The sequence below is a fragment of the Paenibacillus sp. cl6col genome, from assembly GCF_900102125.1.
Classification (GTDB): domain Bacteria; phylum Bacillota; class Bacilli; order Paenibacillales; family Paenibacillaceae; genus Paenibacillus_B; species Paenibacillus_B suaedae.
The window spans coordinates 60,759-82,155 of record NZ_FNAZ01000003.1 but is presented as its reverse complement, the minus strand read 5'-3'; the positions used below and the strand labels follow the sequence as shown (position 1 = coordinate 82,155).

Annotated in this window: 23 protein-coding genes; 21 read left to right on the top strand and 2 right to left on the bottom strand. The window is 44.3% G+C overall.

The window, feature by feature from the left end; genetic code table 11:
• Positions 1 to 11: 11 nt before the first annotated feature.
• From BLS15_RS08195 to BLS15_RS08160, 8 genes are all read left to right on the top strand, one after another.
• Entirely contained in the window at positions 12 to 308 is a 297-nt protein-coding gene (locus BLS15_RS08195; RefSeq protein WP_028532257.1) for an antibiotic biosynthesis monooxygenase family protein, read from the top strand.
• Between the two features lie 5 nt (positions 309 to 313).
• Positions 314 to 559 carry a class I SAM-dependent methyltransferase gene (locus BLS15_RS08190; RefSeq protein WP_051614061.1) on the top strand — a complete coding sequence of 82 codons (246 nt, stop codon included), beginning with the start codon at positions 314 to 316 and terminating at the stop codon, positions 557 to 559.
• Positions 560 to 575: 16 nt separating this feature from the next.
• Positions 576 to 1,037: a GNAT family N-acetyltransferase gene (locus BLS15_RS08185; protein ID WP_028532258.1), complete on the top strand. Its 462-nt coding sequence runs from the start codon at positions 576 to 578 to the stop codon at positions 1,035 to 1,037.
• A 114-nt stretch (positions 1,038 to 1,151) separates the two neighbouring features.
• The gene (locus BLS15_RS08180; protein WP_090511542.1) at positions 1,152 to 1,541 is read left to right on the top strand and encodes a nuclear transport factor 2 family protein; all 390 of its coding nucleotides are present in this window, start codon (positions 1,152 to 1,154) and stop codon (positions 1,539 to 1,541) included.
• A gap of 391 nt (positions 1,542 to 1,932) precedes the next feature.
• Positions 1,933 to 4,833, top strand: a complete 2,901-nt coding sequence (locus tag BLS15_RS08175) for a polysaccharide lyase 8 family protein (protein ID WP_090511117.1) — start codon at positions 1,933 to 1,935, stop codon at positions 4,831 to 4,833.
• 482 nt (positions 4,834 to 5,315) lie between these two features.
• A complete protein-coding gene (locus BLS15_RS08170) occupies positions 5,316 to 5,882 on the top strand; it encodes a GNAT family N-acetyltransferase (protein WP_090511114.1) in 567 nt (188 codons plus the stop codon).
• 173 nt (positions 5,883 to 6,055) lie between these two features.
• Positions 6,056 to 6,481, top strand: coding sequence for a GNAT family N-acetyltransferase (locus tag BLS15_RS08165; RefSeq protein ID WP_021255948.1), 426 nt, complete (start codon positions 6,056 to 6,058; stop codon positions 6,479 to 6,481).
• Positions 6,482 to 6,572: 91 nt separating this feature from the next.
• Positions 6,573 to 7,109, top strand: a complete 537-nt coding sequence (locus BLS15_RS08160) for a GNAT family N-acetyltransferase (RefSeq protein WP_090511111.1) — start codon at positions 6,573 to 6,575, stop codon at positions 7,107 to 7,109.
• A 447-nt stretch (positions 7,110 to 7,556) separates the two neighbouring features.
• Here the strand turns inward: BLS15_RS08160 and BLS15_RS08155 are convergent, their stop codons facing one another.
• Positions 7,557 to 7,976, bottom strand: coding sequence for a hypothetical protein (locus tag BLS15_RS08155; protein WP_021255946.1), 420 nt, complete (start codon positions 7,974 to 7,976; stop codon positions 7,557 to 7,559).
• Positions 7,977 to 8,119: 143 nt separating this feature from the next.
• Here BLS15_RS08155 and BLS15_RS08150 point away from each other — a divergent pair, with 143 nt between their 5' ends.
• The 3 genes from BLS15_RS08150 to BLS15_RS08140 all read left to right on the top strand — a co-directional run bounded on the left by BLS15_RS08150 (position 8,120) and on the right by BLS15_RS08140 (position 10,335).
• Complete coding sequence (locus BLS15_RS08150; protein WP_021255945.1) at positions 8,120 to 9,232, top strand: Gfo/Idh/MocA family protein; 1,113 nt, start codon at positions 8,120 to 8,122, stop codon at positions 9,230 to 9,232.
• 77 nt (positions 9,233 to 9,309) lie between these two features.
• Positions 9,310 to 9,834, top strand: coding sequence for a DinB family protein (locus BLS15_RS08145; protein WP_028532260.1), 525 nt, complete (start codon positions 9,310 to 9,312; stop codon positions 9,832 to 9,834).
• A 72-nt stretch (positions 9,835 to 9,906) separates the two neighbouring features.
• On the top strand, positions 9,907 to 10,335 hold the full coding sequence (locus BLS15_RS08140) for a GNAT family N-acetyltransferase (protein ID WP_021255943.1): 429 nt from the start codon (positions 9,907 to 9,909) through the stop codon (positions 10,333 to 10,335).
• A gap of 146 nt (positions 10,336 to 10,481) precedes the next feature.
• On the opposite strand, the gene BLS15_RS08135 is transcribed toward BLS15_RS08140, so the two are convergent.
• Positions 10,482 to 12,074, bottom strand: a complete 1,593-nt coding sequence (locus BLS15_RS08135; RefSeq protein WP_254777317.1) for a polysaccharide lyase 6 family protein — start codon at positions 12,072 to 12,074, stop codon at positions 10,482 to 10,484.
• Between the two features lie 202 nt (positions 12,075 to 12,276).
• Here BLS15_RS08135 and BLS15_RS08130 point away from each other — a divergent pair, with 202 nt between their 5' ends.
• From BLS15_RS08130 to BLS15_RS08085, 10 genes are all read left to right on the top strand, one after another.
• Positions 12,277 to 12,681 (top strand): YvaD family protein, encoded by a 405-nt coding sequence (locus tag BLS15_RS08130; RefSeq protein ID WP_021255942.1) that lies wholly within the window; start codon positions 12,277 to 12,279, stop codon positions 12,679 to 12,681.
• Positions 12,671 to 13,222 (top strand): TetR/AcrR family transcriptional regulator, encoded by a 552-nt coding sequence (locus tag BLS15_RS08125; RefSeq protein ID WP_090511106.1) that lies wholly within the window; start codon positions 12,671 to 12,673, stop codon positions 13,220 to 13,222. Before BLS15_RS08130 ends, BLS15_RS08125 begins: the two co-directional genes overlap by 11 nt.
• Before the next feature lie 707 nt (positions 13,223 to 13,929).
• Positions 13,930 to 14,484, top strand: a complete 555-nt coding sequence (locus BLS15_RS08120) for a GNAT family N-acetyltransferase (protein WP_090511103.1) — start codon at positions 13,930 to 13,932, stop codon at positions 14,482 to 14,484.
• Between the two features lie 3 nt (positions 14,485 to 14,487).
• Positions 14,488 to 15,027, top strand: a complete 540-nt coding sequence (locus BLS15_RS08115; RefSeq protein ID WP_090511100.1) for a histidine phosphatase family protein — start codon at positions 14,488 to 14,490, stop codon at positions 15,025 to 15,027.
• Positions 15,028 to 15,169: 142 nt separating this feature from the next.
• Entirely contained in the window at positions 15,170 to 15,718 is a 549-nt protein-coding gene (locus tag BLS15_RS08110) for a hypothetical protein (RefSeq protein ID WP_254777316.1), read from the top strand.
• Positions 15,719 to 15,863: 145 nt separating this feature from the next.
• The gene (locus BLS15_RS08105) at positions 15,864 to 16,361 is read left to right on the top strand and encodes a DinB family protein (RefSeq protein ID WP_090511097.1); all 498 of its coding nucleotides are present in this window, start codon (positions 15,864 to 15,866) and stop codon (positions 16,359 to 16,361) included.
• Positions 16,362 to 16,641: 280 nt separating this feature from the next.
• Positions 16,642 to 17,256, top strand: coding sequence for a superoxide dismutase (locus BLS15_RS08100; RefSeq protein ID WP_090511093.1), 615 nt, complete (start codon positions 16,642 to 16,644; stop codon positions 17,254 to 17,256).
• A gap of 119 nt (positions 17,257 to 17,375) precedes the next feature.
• Positions 17,376 to 18,038 carry a helix-turn-helix transcriptional regulator gene (locus BLS15_RS08095; protein ID WP_175460743.1) on the top strand — a complete coding sequence of 221 codons (663 nt, stop codon included), beginning with the start codon at positions 17,376 to 17,378 and terminating at the stop codon, positions 18,036 to 18,038.
• A 409-nt stretch (positions 18,039 to 18,447) separates the two neighbouring features.
• Positions 18,448 to 18,975 carry a GNAT family N-acetyltransferase gene (locus BLS15_RS08090; RefSeq protein ID WP_072728627.1) on the top strand — a complete coding sequence of 176 codons (528 nt, stop codon included), beginning with the start codon at positions 18,448 to 18,450 and terminating at the stop codon, positions 18,973 to 18,975.
• A 190-nt stretch (positions 18,976 to 19,165) separates the two neighbouring features.
• The coding region (locus BLS15_RS08085) for an RCC1 domain-containing protein (RefSeq protein WP_254777315.1) at positions 19,166 to 21,397 on the top strand (2,232 nt) is incomplete at its 3' end.

The following is a 21,397-nucleotide window of genomic DNA, read 5'->3' as shown; positions in this document are numbered from 1 at the left end:
TGGAAATCAATATGATTCTCGAAGTGGCCGCATTATATATCATTCCGGGGCAAGACTCAGCGTTTGAGCAAAGCTTTAAACAGGCTTCCAAGATCATCTCTCGTATGAAGGGCTACATCGATCATGAGCTGCAGAAGTGTATGGAGCAAGAGAATAAATATATATTGCTAGTCAGATGGGAGACACTAGAGGATCATACAATTGGATTTAGGGGTTCGGAGGAATATCAGGATTGGAAGGCACTCTTGCATCATTATTATGATCCATTCCCGGTAGTCGAGCATTACGAGAAGATCGAGCTCGGATAACGTTAATGCACATTGAGAATAAAGAACAGGCCTTTCGGAATATATATACTTCACTAAAACTCGGCGGATATTTGATTTTGTCGGTAAGCAAGGATTTGGAATGGTTTGAGTTCAACGATAGGAAATTGCAGCTCTATCCTGCTAGCGTTGATACGTACAGGCAGTTGTATAAGCAGACGGGATTCCTACTAGAGATGGTAGAAGAGACAGAGAGCAAGTATGCAACCATAATGAAGGGCAAGAAGATATAGAAGGGAATGGACGAACATGACCGCATACGCAGTAAAGCTAGCCACAATCGAAGATTTGCCTGAGCTAGCAGAGATATTTAATTTATATCGTGTATTCTATGGTCAGGACTCAAATGTAGAGCAAGCCAGCCGTTTTTTATTCGAGCGGTTTGAGCACCGGGATTCGGTTGTTCTTATAGCCCGAGATCATGATACGAAGGAAATAGCCGGTTTTACGCAATTATACCCCTCCTTCTCCTCCATTTCGATGGAGAGAACTTATATCCTGAATGATCTATTTGTGCGGTCTGAACATCGAAAGCAGGGGATTGGACAACTCCTGTTGAAGGCAGCGGTGAAGTATGCACAACAGATGAATGCCAAAGGACTTGGACTGTCGACAGCCATTGATAATGAACAGGCACAGAGATTGTATGAGCGTAATGGGTTCGAGAGAGATGAAGAGTATTTTCATTATTTTCTGCGAGTTAGGAAATAAGGGGAAAGCGAACAGATCGCGGCCTAGAATGAACAGGGGTTCCACCAAATAAAATGGCTGTATGACATAAAGATCAGCAGGACTCAAACGGAGTTATTCTTAATGAAGAGAGGGATGTCGGTGAATAGGAAAGAAGAAGTTGCTTGCATTGAGGAATATGTGAGAGTTTATAATTCATTCGATATAAAAGGGATGGTCGAGCTGCTGCATCCAGACATCGTATTCCGGAATGTTGCCAATGGAGAAGTAACTATAGAGACACATGGAATTGAACCCTTCCAACAGCTCGCACAGCACTCAGCGGGATTATTTTCGAGTCGCCGACAAACCATTCTACAGTATATTGAAAGTGATGGCCGCATTGAAGTAGATATTGACTACGAAGGCTCATTGGCTGTTGATCTTCCGAACGGATTGAAGGCTGGAGATAAGATTCAGCTAACAGGGAAAACCATTTTTACATTCACAAACGGGAAAATATCAAGTATTGAAGATCATAGTTGACGATGGTATACGGGGAATTAATCGCATATATCTTTGAAAAAGTCGTCTCTTTCAAGTTGTGCTGTGTAAACGTGCAGCCGATTTCGGAAAGGCGGCATTTATGTGTGTAAGTCAAAAAAATGCATATAGGGGTCAGAATTATATCCTGTGCCAAGGCATGTTCTCTCCTATAGTAGAAGAAATCAATATGCTTAGTAATCAGTGACGGAGGTTGGCGTACATGAGGCAGAAATGCTTTATGTGTGCTGATCTATTTCCCATTGGGCAAAATTATGCACAATGAAGTCAAAATAAGACACACACTCCTTTTGGTCGGATCGCTTATAGTTGAGCTATCTATTTATGATAACGCTTACAAATAAATCATCAAACCATTAGGAGGAAATACATAATGAAACAATGGCCACATCGCGTTATTCGTGTCACGTTAGCGGTGTTCTTGCTGTGCTCTCTTATTCCCGTTATGGGACAGCCAAATGCTAGAGCGGAAGCAGGCAATCTGCTTAACGGCAGCTTTGAAGCGGGACAGCCTCCAGGGGAACCTTGGAGCGCATTGCAGCCCAGCTACTGGAGTGAGTGGGTTCCATCCGGCAAGCCGATCCTGTCCTTAGATTCGGATATCTATTATGAAGGGGAGCGGTCGCTTACTATCAGCAGTGCTGAATATGCGCGGGCAGACGTTCTGCAAACCGTTGACGTAACGCCAGGCGAATCGTACACACTCACGGGCTGGCTGCGGACTAAGGACTTGCAGTCGAGTGTTTCTTACGGCGGGGCTTTTATTCGCACGCAATATTTGAACAGCTCGAATGATAAAATCAGTTCTGGTCCATCTTCATCTCCGCTGTTCGGAACGCATGATTGGACGGAGCAGCGTTTGGAACTGTCCATTCCGCAGCAGGCAACCCGCTTGAAGGTGGAGCTGTTCTATGAGAGTGCGGCTGGGGAGGCATGGTATGATGCGATTCGCCTAAGCAATAGCGGCAGCGAACCTACCAATCCTCCAGCAGATGCAGCACAATTCAAGGCTGTGCGCGATAAGCGCATTCAGCAATTGACCGGCAATGCCAGTTATCATTCGGCGGATTCGGATATGAACGCGGCGATTGCTTCTTTAGTGGAGAGTGTAAGCAATGGCAGCGGCACAGGGTTCTGGAATACGATGAACAAGCAGGCAGATCGCAGCTCGCTATGGAGCGACCTGTCCAGCCGAGCTGAATCGGCTCATGTAACGGGCGCATTTCAACGCCTGCGGCAAATGGCGCTGGCATACGCTACGCAAGGCTCGTCGCTGTATCGCGATCCGCAGCTGCGCGAAGATCTTATGAGCGGACTCGATTGGATGTATGCCAATCGCTACAATGAGCGTGTCGCTCCTTATAAAAACTGGTGGGATTGGGAGATCGGCTCTCCACAATATTTGAACGATATTACGGTGTTGCTGTTCGATGATCTGTCTGCCGCTCAAATCAAAAGCTACAATCGCGCGATTGATGCGTTTGTCCCAGACCCGACAAGAAGAACGGTGCAGCCCAGCCTTATGGAAACGGGCGCTAACCTAGTAGACAAGGCCTTCGTTGTGATTCTAAGAGGAGCGACGGGTGCTTCGAATGCGAAGCTGATGCAAGGCCGAGACGCGATAAATCCGGTATTTCCATATGTAACTCGGGGGGACGGTTTCTATGCGGATGGCTCATTCGTGCAGCACGATGTCATTGCATATACAGGCAGCTATGGAACGGTATTGCTGGATCGGCTGTCCGAGATGCTCTATTTGCTGAATGGATCGCCATGGCAGGTTATCGATCCGCAGGCGGCGAACATATACCGCTGGATTGAGGATTCCTTCGAGCCGCTTATATACAAGGGCGCTATGATGGATATGGTGCGCGGCCGTGCAATATCCCGCGAACTGTCGACCGATCACACTGCCGGCCGCGGCGCGATCAAGAGCATCCTGCGGCTGTCCGAGGCCGCTCCTGCTGCGGAGTCTACTCGCATGAAGTCTGCCGTCAAGGCCTGGCTTCAGCAGGATGTTTCCTTCGACAATTACTATGTTGGCCTAGGAACATACGATATCGCTTTAATGAAGAACCTGCTGCAAGATACCTCCATTTCACCAGCGGAAGATTTGGTCAAGCATCAGGTATTTGCCGGCATGGATAGAGTCATTCATTTGTGGCCTGGTTTTGGTTTCGGTATCAGTATGTCTTCCAAGCGAATAGCGAGCTATGAGTACGGCAATGGAGAGAACAAGAAAGCATGGCATACGGGGAACGGTATGACCTACTTATATAATGATGACATTACCCAATACAGCGACGGTTACTGGGCTACTGCAGACATGCTGCGATTGCCGGGCACGACCACAGACGGCTCGTCCAGTCCCTTGCGCGACTGGAAATATTACCTTAGTCCGAAATCATGGGTAGGCGGAGCCTCCCTCGACGGTCAGTATGGGGCAGCCGGCATGGAGTTTACTGTGGAGAACAGCTCTTTAACGGGGAAAAAGTCATGGTTTGCCTTCGACAATGAAATCGTTGCGCTTGGTACAGGCATTACGGGCGGAGATGGGCGTCAAGTCGAGACGATTGTCGATAACCGCAAAGTAAGTGAAGGTAGTGGGGCACTAACTGTAAATGGTACTGTTCTACCGGTACAACCAGGGTGGTCGGAGAAGTTTTCTGACGTGTCATGGGCTCATTTAAACGGGAACGGCAAGGGGAATATTGGATACTATTTCCCGAAAGCAGCTAAGCTTCAAGGCAAGCGCGAGGCTCGTACTGGAGCATGGAAGGACGTCAATAACGGCGGCTCCGCATCACCGATTACGAGAGACTATGTCAGTCTTGCCTTCGATCATGGCGCGAATCCGAATATCGGCTCCTATTCGTATGTGCTGCTGCCGAATTATGATGCGCAAGCGACGCTTCACTACAGCCAAACACCGGACATTACCGTGCTGAGCAATGGCACGAGCGTGCAGTCTGTTCGCGAGCATAAGCTGGGTATAACTGCGATCAACTATTGGTTGCCTGCGGTTGTGGACGGAATAGCGTCCAAGCAACCGGCCTCCGCACTGGTGAAGGAGACGGATTCGGAGCTGGTCATTGCTGTATCCGATCCAACCCAGAACCAATCGCAAGTCGTGATGGAATTGAATCGCAAGGGGTGGAGGCTGGCATCGGCGGATTCAACGATTACGGTGCAGCAGACAGAGCCTTCGATTAAACTGACGGTGAATACTGCGGGAGCCAAGGGGCGAACACATACTGTTCGTTTTACGAAGTAGAGACCTTGGTTCAGTAGCATCAACCGCAAGCGTCAATAGAGCAAGTTCTAATCTGCAACGAAGGTAACGTCATATGCGTAAATCCAAAAGTCCTTACGTACATCAAGCATCGCTGATGTGTGTAGGGACTTTTTTCAATGCAACAAGGTGATAGGCAAAGAATTGGAAATATGAACGTTAAGCGGATGGTAGCACTCAAATCTACCACCTATGCTCCCAAACCCGCTGATCTCGTTGTTGCTACTGCTTAGGAATGCCAATTGGCATTATAAATACCTCTAAGGGATAACTGTTAAATATGAATGATACCTCCGTCATCGTTTGCACAAATAAGAGTCGCCCTCATCTGCCTTTTATATGCTTGACCTTAACGCTGGGATAAAGTGTATGTTGTAAACAAGAAATATCGTCGGCAATTGGAAGGAATGAGGGGACGAAATTTCTTAGCGTGTAATGACATCCTATTAATGAGGTGAGAGGGAATGAATGAAAAGCAGGTTGTTCGAATCGAAAGTAGAGTTCGTTTACGCAATATTACATTAGACGATATACATCAATTATACTCGTTCATATACGGTGAAGCAGAGCCGGAATGGAAGAAGTGGGACGCTCCGTACTATCCTCTTGAGAGCAAGAGTTATGAAGAATACCAAGAAGAGATGACGAGATTTATAGATATGGATCCGAAGCCTACGCCTGAAATGTTAATAGAAGTGAACGGCGAGATAATCGGCTTTGTGAGCTATTACTGGGAACACAAGCCATCCAATTGGCTGGAGATCGGCATTGTAATCTATAATCCACAGTATTGGAATGGAGGATACGGAACAGAGGCATTGCGTTTATGGATCGATCATTTATTTGCCGAACTGCCGCTCGTAAGAATCGGTCTGACGACCTGGTCTGGGAACGAGAGGATGATAAGGGTCGCCGAAAAGCTTGGCATGACATGCGAAGGGAGACTTCGAAAGTGCCGGTTATACAATGGATTATATTACGATTCTATTCGTATGGGCATGCTGCGCGAAGAGTGGGAGCAACAGGGCTGAGCTTAGAATCGATCATTTTCTATAATGACATGGAAGGATTCAGGGTCAATGTCTTTTTTGAATCGAAGTATGCACTTTGTTTTGGATGATACTCGTGTATACTCAAGATATATGCTGTTTGAGCTTATGCAGAAATGTAGGCACTAATCTATGAAAGATGGGGGCTATGAGTTATGCCAGATAACTACAGTGTTTCACGTGGTACAACTGAGGAAGCTGAATATGTACGAAATAAATTGATTGAGTTCAATAAAAAGATTGTCCCAAATGTTAGATTCGAAGAGGTTCATCTTTGTGTCAAAAATGATACAGGCGAAATCATCGCCGGACTTAACGGTATCGTATGTTGGAATTGGATGGAGATCGATATTTTGTGGGTGGATGAAGGACATCGTGGAGAAGGCCACGGCGCGCAATTGCTGCAGGAAGCAGATCGCATCGCCAGAGAAAAGAACTGCACCTTCATAACCTTGAATACGTTCAGCTTTCAGGCGCCGGAATTTTACAAAAAGTATGGCTATGAAGCAATTGCGATTATTGAGGATGCACCGATTGGCTTTCGGCACCACTTCTATAAGAAGGATCTGCTAGCAAAATAATAACTTTCATCCATTATCGGTTGCGGTTGCGTACATGCGGCACTACTAACTACAGCGTAACAATAAATCACGATTGAGTGGAGAATGGAACATGTCTTACATATATCGCAGTTTAACGATGGATGAGTGTGAACGAATCCAAGAAATTAATCCGTCTCAGTACATCAAAAGGGCATGGCGGGAAGTAGATGGTGTACGTCGATTAATCGAAATTAATTATCAAGAGAATGATTGGCCTGATGGCTATGTGCATTACCTCTCGAAATTGAAACAAACTATCAATCAGGATGGCTGTGCGGTTGGCGTATTTGAGGAAACTGGGAAGTTGGTCGGATTCGGAACGATTAATCGAGAAATGTTTGGGCAAGCATACAAGTATGTACTGCTAGACTCTTTATTTATTTCTTTAGAGTATCGCAATAAGGGGATCGGCAAAGTATTATTCCGGACTTGTGCCGAAACAGCGAGAGAATGGGGTGCAGATAAAATTTATATTTGCGCCGGCTCTGCTGAGGATACAATCGCATTCTACTGTGCATTAGGATGTAAGGAAGCAGCGGAAGTAAATGAAAAGCTGTATGAAAGCGACCCGAGAGATATGCAGCTGGAGTATCATCTATCATCATAAATACGAATCCCTCCCGAGCTAAGGTTGCGGATATGAATGCACCGTTGAGCAGCAATACGAATTGAGCTGAGTTGAGCTGAGAGCGTGTCGGACTCCTTCGTTCCGCCTGTTCGGCCATTCGCAACAAGTTATGGTGCATCTTCTAATGGGTGGATTTTCGACATGCTTACATTAGAGCAATCTGAAACGGCAATCTGTCTCTCTGTTTCATGAGAGCAGATTGCCGCTTTTTTTATGATAAGAGTACAAGGCCATGGTCACTATTCAATTTACCCTGTTCACTATTCTAGCCTGTGAGTTCTTATAAGATTGATTGAATAGGATTGAGTACTGGAATCATTCATTTGCTAGTGTAGATCATGATGCGGTATGCTTTAGATTAGAAATAAGATCCAAATACAACCCTAGGAAAATTACGATCCTATTGAAGATATAGAAAAATATCTATTAGTTTCTTGTTTTAACAGCTAAACCACTAAACGATATTGGCCCAACGATATCGGCTCTCGTATTTGCCGTACGGTTTTCTGCTGTGACCGTATAAACATGTGTGCCCGTTCTTACATTTCTATCTTCGGCCTGGAAGGTAACTACGTAATTCTGTTCAGAACCGGCGGATTCGATTCCTTGCTGCGTATTGAAAATTTCTCTACCATCGCGGAATATGCGAAACAGGATTTGCGCAATTCCAGTCACACCTTTAACCCCTACGGTTGCTACCAAGTCTACGCGATTCGGTTGAGAGTTCATTGGAATTCGTATCGAGATTGTAGCGAGTCGAGTTCTTGCTCTTCGGATCGTAACTGCATTTGCTGGGTTGAATCTACTGCGTGGCTGAACCGCAGCTTTATCGAGAATACGTGCCAAACCTATCAACTCCTTTTGTTTGATAGTAGTAAGATATGCTGAATTAAGAGAGAATGCTTGGACAATTTTGTGTGCGGTTTGGAAGAATAAGAGGAATTCATGTCAAGGATTTGGTGAAATGATATCATTTGAGGAGACATCACATGAGGACGATTAAGTTAGGCATGATTGGCAGCGGGCATGTGAGCAACCGCTACTTTGAACAAGCAGCTGGGCTGGAAGGCGTGCAATTTGTCGCAACTTATTCCAGACATCTGTACAATGCAGAGAGAAAAGCAGAAGAATATGGAGTTCCTAGCTGGTATGATGATTATCGTGAAATGATGGACAAGGAGCAGTTGGATGGCGTCGTCGTCACAACCCCTCATTCGATACATGCGGAACCCGTGCTCGCTGCACTTGAAAGAGGGCTTCATGTGCTCAATGAGAAGCCAATGGCAACCTCGCTGGAAGAATGTCGGCGTATGGTTGCTATTGCTGAAGAGAAACAAGTGATATTAATGAACTTGCCGTATGATTTGCATCCCGTGTATCTAACGGCTGTCGATTATGTGAATGAACGATATATTGGGAAGATTACCGGTGCGGAGGCGCAGTTGTCTCTGCCGGGGCCTTGGAGAGACAACTGGTATTATGATAAATCTGTCGCGCATGGCGGAGCGGTTCTGGATTGTTTGGTATATCCACTTAGCCGCCTAATCGGCCTATTAGGGCCTGCCGTCAGTGTTATGGCAGAAGTGAATACACTGATACCAAATCGAATCGTTGGTGATGGCAAGAAGGTGTCCAGCGATGTAGATGACAATGTGACGCTGATCCTGCAATTTGCCGGAGGACAGCATGCGGTTATTCGCTCCTTATGGGGGATGGCATTTAAGCAGAACAACACGATCATTTACGGTCGCAAGGGGACGATAGCATTGAATGACAGCGGTTATCCGCTTGTGATTCATTCGCCTGATCAAGTAATTCCAGGTGCGGAGCAAGTAAGCTGGAGAGGACTTGAGAATTGTTATCTCCCACGAGACGAATTCGCACTGCATCAAAGTGAAAGTGTAATCGGTTACTTTGCTCATTGCCTTCGTACAGGAGAACAGCCTATTCAATCCGCGAAGCAGCAGTTGCATGTCCACGAGATTATGTTCGGGGCTTATCGTTCTGCAGAATCCGGACAGCGGTATCCGTTGACTACAACCTTTACTCCGTGGAGTCAATTGGATTCTGCAATATTCGATACTCGCAGCGGTTATTTGTAAATATAATATAGAAACAAAGGTTGAATTAGTATCATAGTGGGCTGTATACCATTAAAAGGGGGAAGAAGACAATGGATATGGAAAAGTTATTTCTGATCACTGATATTGATGGTTTTACTCCAGAAATCAGCAGGCTCGTTTCGATGATGAATTATGCGCGCTACACAACGATGAATACGGTAGAGGGATTAAGTCAGGCACAATTGGATTATGTGATAGATCCACACAGCAATTCCATTGGAGCGCTGCTATACCATATGGCTGCTGTTGAATTTGCGTATCAAGCATTTACATTCGAGCATCGTGAATTAACCGAGCAGGAACTGCTAACGTGGGGAGCCGCATTAGAGTTAGGGGAGAAAGGCCAGCAGTTGATTAAGGGGCATGATCTGAACTTCTATTTAACGTTGTTTGACGAAGTTAGACAGCGTACACTCGATGGATTCAAGAGCAGAAATGATGAGTGGCTGCATGAAGAAGCTCCCTTCTGGCATGGTAAACCTACGAACAACTATTTCAAATGGTTCCATGTGTTTGAGGATGAAATCAATCACCGAGGCCAGATGAGAATTATCAAAAAGAAACTCCCTCAGAACTTGTAGCTGATTGAAAACACATGATCGTGAATTAAATCTTCTGTATTCAGGGAGATCTAGTAGATTGGAGAATGGTAAATGAGCAGAAACTATACAATAGAGACGAGAATTCCGACTGTAATTGAATATGAGAAAATATGCAGTGCAGTCGGATGGAAAGAGTACATGAACTTTGATGTTGTTGGAGAATCGCTCCGCAATTCATTGTTCGGCGTCGTTGTGCATGATCAAGAAGAAATTGTGGGAATGGGAAGAGTTGTAGGGGACGGACAGATTTATTTCTATATCCAGGATATTGCTGTAGCTCCAGAGCATCAGGGTAATGGAGTCGGCAAACTGATTATGGAGACGCTCAGAGCCTATCTGGAAGAAACGGCACCAGATAAATCGTTCGTTGGTTTATTTGCTTCGAAAGGGAAAGAGGATTTCTATGAGCAATACGGGTTCCATAACCATGATGGAATGACTGGGATGTTCGGCGTGATTCACGATCGAAAGTTGCAATAAATGCAATAAAAATAAAAAATATGCCCTTGCGATAAACTGTACCCTATCGAGTGGACACTTTAAAAAAGTCTCTCGATAGGGTACTTATTGTCTATAACAGAAAGACGGATATGAGGAGTTATAATGAGTTCATTACTATATCCCGTCTATTCCGGTGCGTTTGGACCCACATCAGATGGTTTAAGCGGTTTGCGACTACTAGCTGCATTCGAGAATTCATCAGCGCCTACATCGGTTTTCGAGCGTGGTTGACCATCCATATCATCTGCCACTTTCACTCGCTTTTCAAGCTGGCTATCACTTACTGCTTTATTTATTGCTGGGCTCTTGGCAGATAGTTTATGCAAGCCTTCGGTGATGGTGAAATCCGGATTTTTGGCAGATATTTCAGAAGTGCTGCGTGATGCATTGCTCAATGTGCTACCGAAGCCGATGTTACCCTTGAAGACAGTGTCGGTGCTGCTAGGCTCGTGATATAAGATGCCCGTCTTGTTTGCGACGATATTGTTGGCTATCCAGCTTCCAGTTGGGGCGTATTTTTTAGTCGCATTCGTTGAACCGACCGTAATCCCGACTTTACTGTTAACAATGGTGTTATTTACGACTGTTGCACGATACACTCGCCAGTGGGAACTCAAATCTTCATTTGTAAGATTCTCTGGTGTCCCGTCTGTTCCACCGTCATACCTGCCGCTGTCCAGCAATATTGCATCACCTGTTATGCCTTCCATATAATTGTTATAAATTTCATGATCATTTCCGTATACCCGAATGCCTAGTACCTTCTCCTTCACGCCATCCCCAAAAAAGAAGTTGCCGTAAAACTTATTTTTGTGACCATGTCTGGCTATCAAACCGCCACGATTATTTATGAAAGTGTTATACCTAACCTCATTGTCGCCTGATTTTACCGACACCACCTCTAGATCGCCGTCACAATTCTCGAATAGATTGTATTGGACTTTGATTTCACCCTTGGTTAAGGAGATCTTCGATGTTCCAAGACGAATCGTTTCATTGCCGTTTGCTTCAGAAAACGCAACGTTGCGGAAATGGTTGTATTCAATCACGTCACGCTGAGAAATTTGTTTATTAGTTTCCTTTATAAATCCACTAAAAGCAATTACTGGTCCAGGATCGCTTTTCCCGTTGAAATCATTGCGATCAATATGGTTGTCAGAGCTGTTCTCACCTTTGATCTCCAGCCAGATTGTCTTATTCCCAGTTGAAGGAACGGCAAATGTATTGCGTGTCAGTCGAATATGGTTTGAGCCGTCAAGCTGAACCGCTGCACTGCGGTCGGCAGTTCCGGTGTTCGTAATTTTCAGACCTTCAACGACAATATACGATGAACGGGCAATGTGTAACACGTCAGCACCCGCAATAATTGCTCGCCCACGGTTTGCGGCTTTAATCGTAATCGGACTTTTACGCGTGCCATGTTTATCACTGATTTGAAGCGCTTTGCTACCTGTGTATGTACCATTTGCCAACACGATGGTTGTCCCTGGAGTTGCCTGGGCAATTGCTTTCTCTAACTGTGAAGAGTTCGACACTTTTACTTCCCTCGATGCTAGACTCGATACTACCTCCAGTTCAGGCGCAACGTTATAAACGGCGTCTGTTACTGTGGGCGGGTCACCGGCAAACTGATTTTCCGCTGATGAATAACTTGTTACTGGAAGCAAGGTTACTGATAACAATGTCATTAGTAATAATCGTCTAACTTTGATCAACATGATCACCTCTGTATATAATTGTAATCCCTCCTTCTATATATCACCTATTTTGGTATAGAGAATATTAAAGTTTGGTAAAAATTTTATGCGCTCTATTGAATCTTGGAAAAAGGAAGGGTATGATGGAAAACAAGAAAAACATAATGTTATATATGTTTTCCGCGCCTTGTTTTCTTTACATCATGTTCGAGGGGAGAGTAAAATGGGAAGAACATTGAAAGGTCTTATGCTATTCACGGATATTGGGTTTATTGTGTATTGGACGATTACGTTCATGGGATGGATTCCGAAAGAGTATCTCTATCAGGATTACAGCAATGAGCTGCTTGTAGCCTGGAATATGTCTTTTATCCCGCTTGATATGTTCATTTCGGCTACAGGACTGCTAAGCATTTATTATTACAATAGGAAGAACCCTGTGTGGTCATCGCTATGTTTCGCTTCCTTGTTGCTTACCTCTTGTTCGGGATTGCAGGCGATTTCCTTTTGGGCGATCCGATTGGATTTCGATGTCATGTGGTGGACACCGAATCTATTCCTCTTGATATATCCACTGTTCTTTTTGGCGAAAGTGATAAAAAGGGGGCGTACATCGTTTGCAGGATAGAATTGCGGCAGCTGCCATTGAGGAGATTAAGGCCCGAGGGTTGAAATTCGCAATACGGGATGTGGCAAGTCGCCTCGGAATAAGCACAAAGACGTTGTATCAGCATTTTGACTCCAAGGAACAGATCATTACGTATCTGATTGATCAATCGATACAAGAAATGAAGGATACCGAAGCGCAAATGATGAATGACGAATCCTTTTCTGTCGTGCAAAAAGTAGAGCAGGCACTAATGACGCTTCCAAGCGCGTTTGCCTTCACTGATATTCGTACATTGGATGAGCTTAAGAAATTCTATCCAGATCAGTGGAAGCTCGTAGATGCGTATGTGCAAGAAGGATGGGACAATATTCGTTTGCTTATCCATCAGGGAATTCAAGAGCAACACATTCGACCTTTTGATATGGAGCTGTTCATTCAAATGTACGTAGGAGCGTTATATCAACTTATGGATCGCAGAGCCGATGAAGGCAGTCGGATGTCGCTAGAGGAAGCCCTACAGCGTACGGTCGAAATGCTTCTACATGGAATTTTGAAATAAAATATATTTGGAGCAGCAGTAGAAATTTCCTAATAAGAACATTGACGTAATCATTGGAGGGTTCCATTTAATAGGAATACCGATTATAAATACACTAGGGAAAACAAAGGAAGAAATCATTTCGATTGGTAATGAGTTAGAGCAAATGCCTATTAATACGATATATTCTTGTCATTGCACGGGTTTAAAAGGATATAAAATCCTTGCTACTCTTTTAAAAGAGAAATTGCATTCTTTCCCAACAGGGAAACAAATTATTATAGATTAACTCGTTGATTTGAGAAAAGGAGCGTCTTGTACATTCGTTTCCAATATTGTGAATTTACGTTATACTTAATGGTAGTGTGAGTTAGCTTTCTCCGGCCTATTGTAATGCGGCAGGAAAGGCAGCATCAATGACCACATATGGTGCTCAGCATGGCTCATTCATGTAAAATACAATACTGAGGTGTTTCCGAGCAGTTAGACTTCTACATTTGATCCGATCATGAACACGAATATGAAACTACGAAATCCCATCGCATATAGAGAATTATTCTCCTCCCAATTATACATATCTTCATTCGTTTCGAATAACTAAGCAGCCTTCATGAATGGGAACAGAAGCCATTGTCTCTACTCGTGAAGGCTTGCTTTTTTCATAACCCAACATACTTCATATCAAGCAGCAGAGAAAGTACGATTCAAGATGGAAATGGAGGCGTGAGATGTCAACCATTTTTCAAACCGAGAGATTAGTCATGAAGCAAATTGATGAAGTCCATGCCGAGCAGGTGTTGGACTACATGGTACGAAATCAGGAATTTTTGTCAGCGTGGGAGATTAAGAGAGAGCCCGCCTTCTATTCAATGGAGTGGCAAGCAAAAGTGCTGCGAGAAGAACGCATTCAATATGAGAGAGGGCATTTGTTCAAATTATGGATATATGAATTAGACGATCCGGAGCGAATTATTGGCTCTATAGCACTTAGCAATATCATTAGAGGGGCATTTCAATCCTGTCATCTTGGTTATAAGCTGGATAAGGATTTGCAAGGAAGAGGGTACATATCCGAATCGTTGAGCTTGATGATTGCAATTGCATTTCGTGATTTGGGGCTCCATCGCATCGAAGCCAACATCATGCCGCATAACAAGGCTTCACTTAGAGTAGTAGCGAAGCAGGGATTTCAATTCGAGGGATTAGCCAAGAAATATCTCAAAATTAATGGGAAATGGGAAGACCACATCCATATGGTGTTGTTGAATGAGGAGATGGAGTAGGGAATGAAGATTGGGCTAGTGAGACATTTTCCCGTTCAGTGCAAACTGGAGAAGAAGTGGATGAGCTCCGCAGATTTCAATCATTGGGTTGAGCAGTATGATCAAGCAGAGGTCATCCTTGCTGATCCTCCAAATGACACCACAGTGTGGGATCTCTGTGTGTCTAGTGATTTATCAAGAGCAGTGACAACCGCCGAGCATATTTATACAGGCAGGATTATCACAACCCATCGTCTTCGAGAGATTGGAATGCGTTCCGTGTTGCAATCGAACGTCAAGCTGCCGCACATTGTATGGATGATCTTGTCACGATTGGCATGGCTATGCTCTCATTCTTCACAAGAGGAGACGAAGCAGCAAACGTTAACACGGGTTAAAGAAGTTATCAATTGGATTGAAGCGGAAAATCAGTCGAATGTCCTTATCGTATGTCATGGGGCATTGATGAAGGTTGTGCATAAAGAACTTGTCCGAAGGGATTACAAAGGGAAAGCGGAATGGAAGCCCCAAAACGGGAAACTGTATGTATATGTGAAAGGTTAGGGCGAATTGGAGGCGTAGAAGAGGCAGTTATCCTTGAAATGCAGTAACGAAGATAAATGTAAGATTAGAAAAAGAGTGATCAATAAGATACTAGGCTTTCTTTGATAAGGATGAAAGTACCACAATAATAAGGGGATATGCTGTGTCGAATGAGAAAGTTACCTTAAGAGATCTCGTTTTGGATAAACCATTTACATATAAATTAAGTGTGATGTTGGAAAGTAGATTAATCGGGTATAAGCATTTTTATCTGTTCTGTGATGAAATCATTGACGTCTATACGAAGCCACCATATTGGATCATTCAATTAGCAGTAACAAAGTATCAGGCAAGTGCGATTAGTATTGTGAATCATTACCTTTATTCCGAACCATTTATAGAAAACGATCCCAAGCTCTATGATCAGTACATTGCATGTTTATATCTCAGATATGCAAGAAACGAATTGTCATGGGCTTCCTTCTTATGCAAATCAGGGGAGTATTCGGATGGGACAGGAAGCGTAAAGGAACCTTGTGAGTATTTTTATGATTTGTTGAATGAATTTGAAGAATCGGAATATAGCAGTGAACTAGAGAAACACCAATTGTTCGGAGTAGTTGAGAAATTCAGAAGTGATATTGATGCCATGAATCCAATTTATCAGATGTTCAGAGGATACTACAAAAAATATGTAAATCGTAATCTTTGATCATTACCTAGGAAATAATCGCGAGAAATGACCTAGCATGGCTGTCTTTAAATTGTAATCGAATCAACGATTGTTACAATGAAACAGGACAGATCGTAAATGTCTAGTGTTCCAAATGACCTAAAATTGATATGGAGGGATCGCCCTGCAGACCTTTTTTCGTTATAACTGGACGGTTCGAGAACAATGGTATCAATGGTGTAAAGATATCCCCTACGAGGAACTGGTTCGCCCGCGAATAGGTGGAGTCGGCGGAATCTTGCCCACGCTGTTCCATGTGGTTGACGTGGAGTGGAGCTGGATTCGTGTACTGCAAGGAAAGCAGGACTTCGAAGAAGGATTCGAGAAGTACAATACGCTTGAGAAAATCATTCAACTAGATGAACAGTTTCGGCCTGAAGTAGAAGAATTTGTTCGCTCATGGAATGACAGCATGGAGACGCGTCCTTTTTATGATCATCGACCAGACGGCACTGTACTTGTGTATGCTTGGGGAGAAGTGATGCGGCATGCCATAGCCCATCACATTCACCATATCGGTCAGCTATCGGTCTGGGCAAGAGAAGTCGGGAAGCAGCCAGTGTCGGCTAATATGATTCGAAAAAACCTTATTCAACCAAACATGACCGCAGATCATGTGTAATAGATATGTTACCTACAGCAATGGGACGAAGAAAGAACAGCCAGTTTCCAGCCTGTTATATTGTACGAAGCTATTGCATGTCAACAAAATAGGTAGTTGAGTGAAGACAATCCATTCGAGGCGTTCGAAGGGTGCGTCTTTTTTTTATTGAAATACGTGAACCATGTATCTCTCCTCGAATGTTTCCCTAAGGAAAAATAATTTACTATATACAAAAGTTTTGGGTATATATATAATTAGAGGTATATCCGGATATACGAACCAAGAAGGAGATGATTACATGAGCGTATTTACTTTGCCAGAACTTCCGTATGCATACGATGAGCTGGAGCCTCATCTGGATGCAAGAACGATGGAGATCCACCATGGGAAGCATCATGCCACTTATGTGGCTAATTTAAATAAGGCATTGGAAGGTCAGACGCAATTTGCAAATGCTTCGGTTGAAGAATTGATCAGCAACTTGAACGATGTACCGGAAGAAATACATGCTGCGGTTCGCAACCAAGGCGGGGGACATTACGGGCACAGCTTATATTGGTCGATTATGAGCCCGACTGGCGGTGGTAATCCTTACGGAGACATCGCGAAGGGCATTGAGAAGCACTTCGGCAGCTTCGAACAGATGAAGGATGAGCTGACGAAGGCGGCAATCAGCCGATTCGGATCTGGCTGGGGCTGGCTCGTCGTGAACGGAGATAAGCTTGAGGTGATGAGTACACCGAATCAGGACACACCACTAATGGAGAACAAAACGCCTATTCTTGTGGTGGATGTGTGGGAACATGCTTACTATTTGCAATATCAGAATCGGAGACCGGACTTCGTGTCCTCCTGGTGGAATGTAGTGGATTGGGAAGAAGTGAACCGTCGCTACAATGAAGCCGTACGTTAACAACGATGTGCGTAAACGTTGCGGAAGCAGGACGCTGCTTCTGCAAGGTGTGGGCTGCATCACAGCGATGGAATATACGGCGCTTGGAGCATTGAATGATTAGGGAAAGGAGCATGCGCATGAGTATGAGCCTAAAGAGGAGTGTAGTAAATCTTTCCGGCCAAGACAGCACCTCCAGAGAACAAGTATTGTTCTGGCTGAAAAAGCTCGGTACAGTCACAGTTCAGGATCTGATTGATCGGATGGATGTGACAGGCGTTGCAATTCGGCGATATCTAACGGAACTGCAAGAAGAGGGGCACATCGTAACGAAGGTGCAGCGCCATCAGGTTGGCAGACCGACACATTATTATCAACTGACTGATTCTGCATTTGAGCTGTATCCACGTCAATATGATGAACTAGCGACTGAACTGTTCGATGAGCTTGAGGCGCTGTACGGGGAAACGGGTGTGGCTTTGTTCTTCGAACAGAGAAGCACTAAGCTGAAACGAAGATATGAAGATACAGTTACTGGAGAAACGCTAGAGGATCGGCTGGAGGCTCTCGTTCGAGTGCAAAATGAACAAGGCTACATGGCAAACGTGCATCCGAATGCAGATGGCTCCTTTTCCTTCGAAGAGAAGAACTGTCCGATTGCCAAAGTGGCGTGCAGGTACGGCCATGCCTGCCGCTGCGAGCTGCAATTATTTCGTTCCTTGCTCCAAGTCCAAGTAGAGCGTACAGCATGCATGGCTGAAGGTGGAAGTGTGTGCAGTTATCACATTATGCAAGATTCGTAAATGTAAAATCAATATTGGAGCATGTTCAATAAAGCTTCCCTAACAGGCTTTTCGAGCATGCTTTTTTTTACCTTCATATTTAACTCATAACATCGGCATGTTTCGAATTATGACACTATCGTTAGCGCATGAATGGATGTATAATAATGGATGATGTTTTGCGGAAACCTTTTGCGGCCAATCTGCATCCAAGTAATAGAACAATTGCATTAATAGCGTCATTGCAATAATAGATTAGCATCTAAGTGGGAGGTGAAAGGGTAATCCATAATTGTAGAATCAGGATTCTAATGGCTGCTGCCCGTCCTGCATTTTGCCTGAATGCCGCATGATAAGTCGCAGTTGGTTATACCAGCTGATGAAAATCGATTTGGAATGACACATTCACGCAAAAATAGGAGGAAGTACAATGATAAACTATCAAGTAATGACGGAAGCTCAAGTGGACAAATTGAAGGAAATCGATCGCTCGGAGCATATTGAGCTGATTTATGAGATGCATGACGGCAAGATGACGGAAATCCATGCGAACCACGAATGTCCGAATTGGGACATCGAGCAGCTGCAGGAGATGGAAGAACGATATGTATACGAACTGCAGAACGGCGGTATGGCCGTCGGTGCTTTCGATGGAGACACCTTAGTAGGCTTCGGCGTATTGGCTCATCAATGGCGCGGGGAGCAGCACGACCAGCTTCAGGTTGATCTCATGTATGTATCTCGGACTCATCGCAGACAAGGGATCGGATCGCGCATTATGAATGAGTTGGCGGAAGAAGCGAGAAGAAGGGGCGCAAAGCACCTCTATGTTTCTTCAACGGAAACTCGCTCGGCGGTATCCTTTTACAAGAGCAATGGCAGCCAGTTGACGGATGAAGTAGATCCTGAGCTCTTCCAAAAAGAGCCGAAGGATATCCATATGCTGATTACGCTTTAGAAGTTATGTTACTTCGATAGGATTGTACGATGAAGTGCTGGCGCAATTTGCCAGCACTTTTGTATTTGTAAGTTTTCGTATTTATATGAACAATGTAGCCGAAAGTGAAATCGAAGTAGCTTTTAACCGATAATATGAAATGAAATGAAAGTGAAAGTAAGGGAATATAGAAAAAGAGGGGGAAACGAAATTGAATTCGACAATGAAACGATTAATGTCAGTGTTGCTATGCCTTATGTTAGTCCTTACAAGTCATTCAGGTTCGGTTCAAGCCAAAGTGAATAATGGAAATACCGTTAGCGAACAGCACTATACACGTATCGGTGAGGATTACGAAATACTTGATGGGAATATGCTTCTATCAAAAAAAGACGGAACGGTATGGTATTGGGACACACTTGCTTATTCCGCCCAAGCTTCCGATCCATTCTATCAAGCCAAACTCGTGCAAATTCCGGGCTTGCGGGATGTGAAACAATTCTCATTCGAGGGCACGAACGGGGAAAGTAGATTAATGACGAATTACGCTGCATTAAAAAAAGACGGAACCGTATGGTATTGGGATTCTAGGAACAACACCCATCCTAAAGATTCTAGGATTGCTCCGAAGCCTATCAAGGATTTGAATCACGTAACATCACTCGTCGCCGATTATACCGGCAACTCTAAAAATTACAAGACCTTATTTGTATTAAAATCAGACGGATCGGTCTGGTGGTGGATTGCTCGACAAGGCAAAGCTTCGTCGACGGCTTATGCTAAGATTCTTGATAATGTTGCATCTATAAAATCTGTGAACGGTCGCATATACGCAGTTAAAAAAGATGGTTCGGTATGGAAATGGGGAGCATACATGTACTGGCTGCATAATAACCAATCAAACCAATCTGATAACAAAGGCCCAGAGCAGATCAAAGGGCTTGACGGCATCGTCAACATAGAGATGGGCGGTAGAACAAATTATGCTTATAAGAAAGATGGCACGGTTTGGTCTTGGAAAACTTATGATTCTGAAAGTACTCCGATTCAATTACATAAAGCAACAGGCGCTAAGGGAATTGTTCAATTTGGCTCACAGCTGAAAGATTCGAATATCGATACTACTTATGCTTTGCGAGCAGACGATAAGCTCTGGTCAATAGACAGCGATAAAGTGTTCCCCGAGCTTTCGAATATCGCTTCCGTACACTACAAGGACAAGGACCGCTATATGGAAAACTATGTACTGAAAAAGGATCAGACCTTGTGGGCATGGCAATATAAGGTTTCTGCCTACCCGAAGCTTGTTGTGTTCACGAAAGAAACGGCAGCTGGCAAAAGCTCTGGAAAAGGAAACAAATCAACTGACGAATATTCAGGGACAGCAAACAATTCAACAGGCGGTCATTCTGGGTCAACAGATAAACCATCTAGTGATCGTTCAGGGATTGTAAACACACCAACAGGTGATCGTCCTGAGATCAAAACTCAACCTGAGATAATAAGATTGACTTCACCAGAAGTCAGCCTGTATCCGTTTATCACGATTCTGCAGCCTGGCGGACAACAGCCTATTGTCGCAAACAATGTGTTTCCTGGAACTAAAATAGTGTATACCATTGACGATCCGAGCATAGGAACGGTTACGAATGTGAATGGCATGCCGGTCATCACAGCGAATAAATCGGGACAAACCATTGTACGGGCCACAACAACCAGAGCCGGTTTTCCGGATGAGACGACTTACATATTGTTGTATGTCACGGACAGCAGCATGGCTTCCGATACGTATTTCACTGCCATTCGCTCTATTCCTGGCGCAGACAAGCAGAACTCAGTTATCGTGGAAGGACTAACGCAAGCAGGAGAGCTTGTAATCACAGCCGCAAGCAGTGAAAAGCCGACTCCTGTTAACGGTCAGATCGCCTTAACACCCGAATTGATTGCCCGCCTAGCAGGTAATGCGTCAAAGGCGAAGTCAGCGGTACAGCAGGCACTGTCAGAAAATAAGATTGTTCCAGCGAGAGAGTTGATCGTGAATGCGGAAATATTGTCTTTGCCTGGACAGAATGAATATATGTTCAAACTTGATAAGAGTGGATTAGTGGGCCGGAAGGATATTGACTATATTACCGTTCATGCAGGGGATGCGAACCTCGTATTCAATGTTGCGACCGCAGAGCGACTGTTCCAATCGCAGCCGGTTATCGTCATTCGTTTTGTAAAAGAGAGTAACGGCGGATATCGCATCCAATTTCTAAATGAACAACAGCAAGAGATTTCAGGCATACCAAGTAATATTCAACTCATTCTTCCTACTAGTCAAATCGATGCGACAAATACAAGTATGTTCTATGTGAATGGGAAGGCTAGGGAGCCGATCGGTGGGAAGTATAATCCGTCCAAAAACGGCATGGAAGCGGAAATTAATCGTTCTGGAACC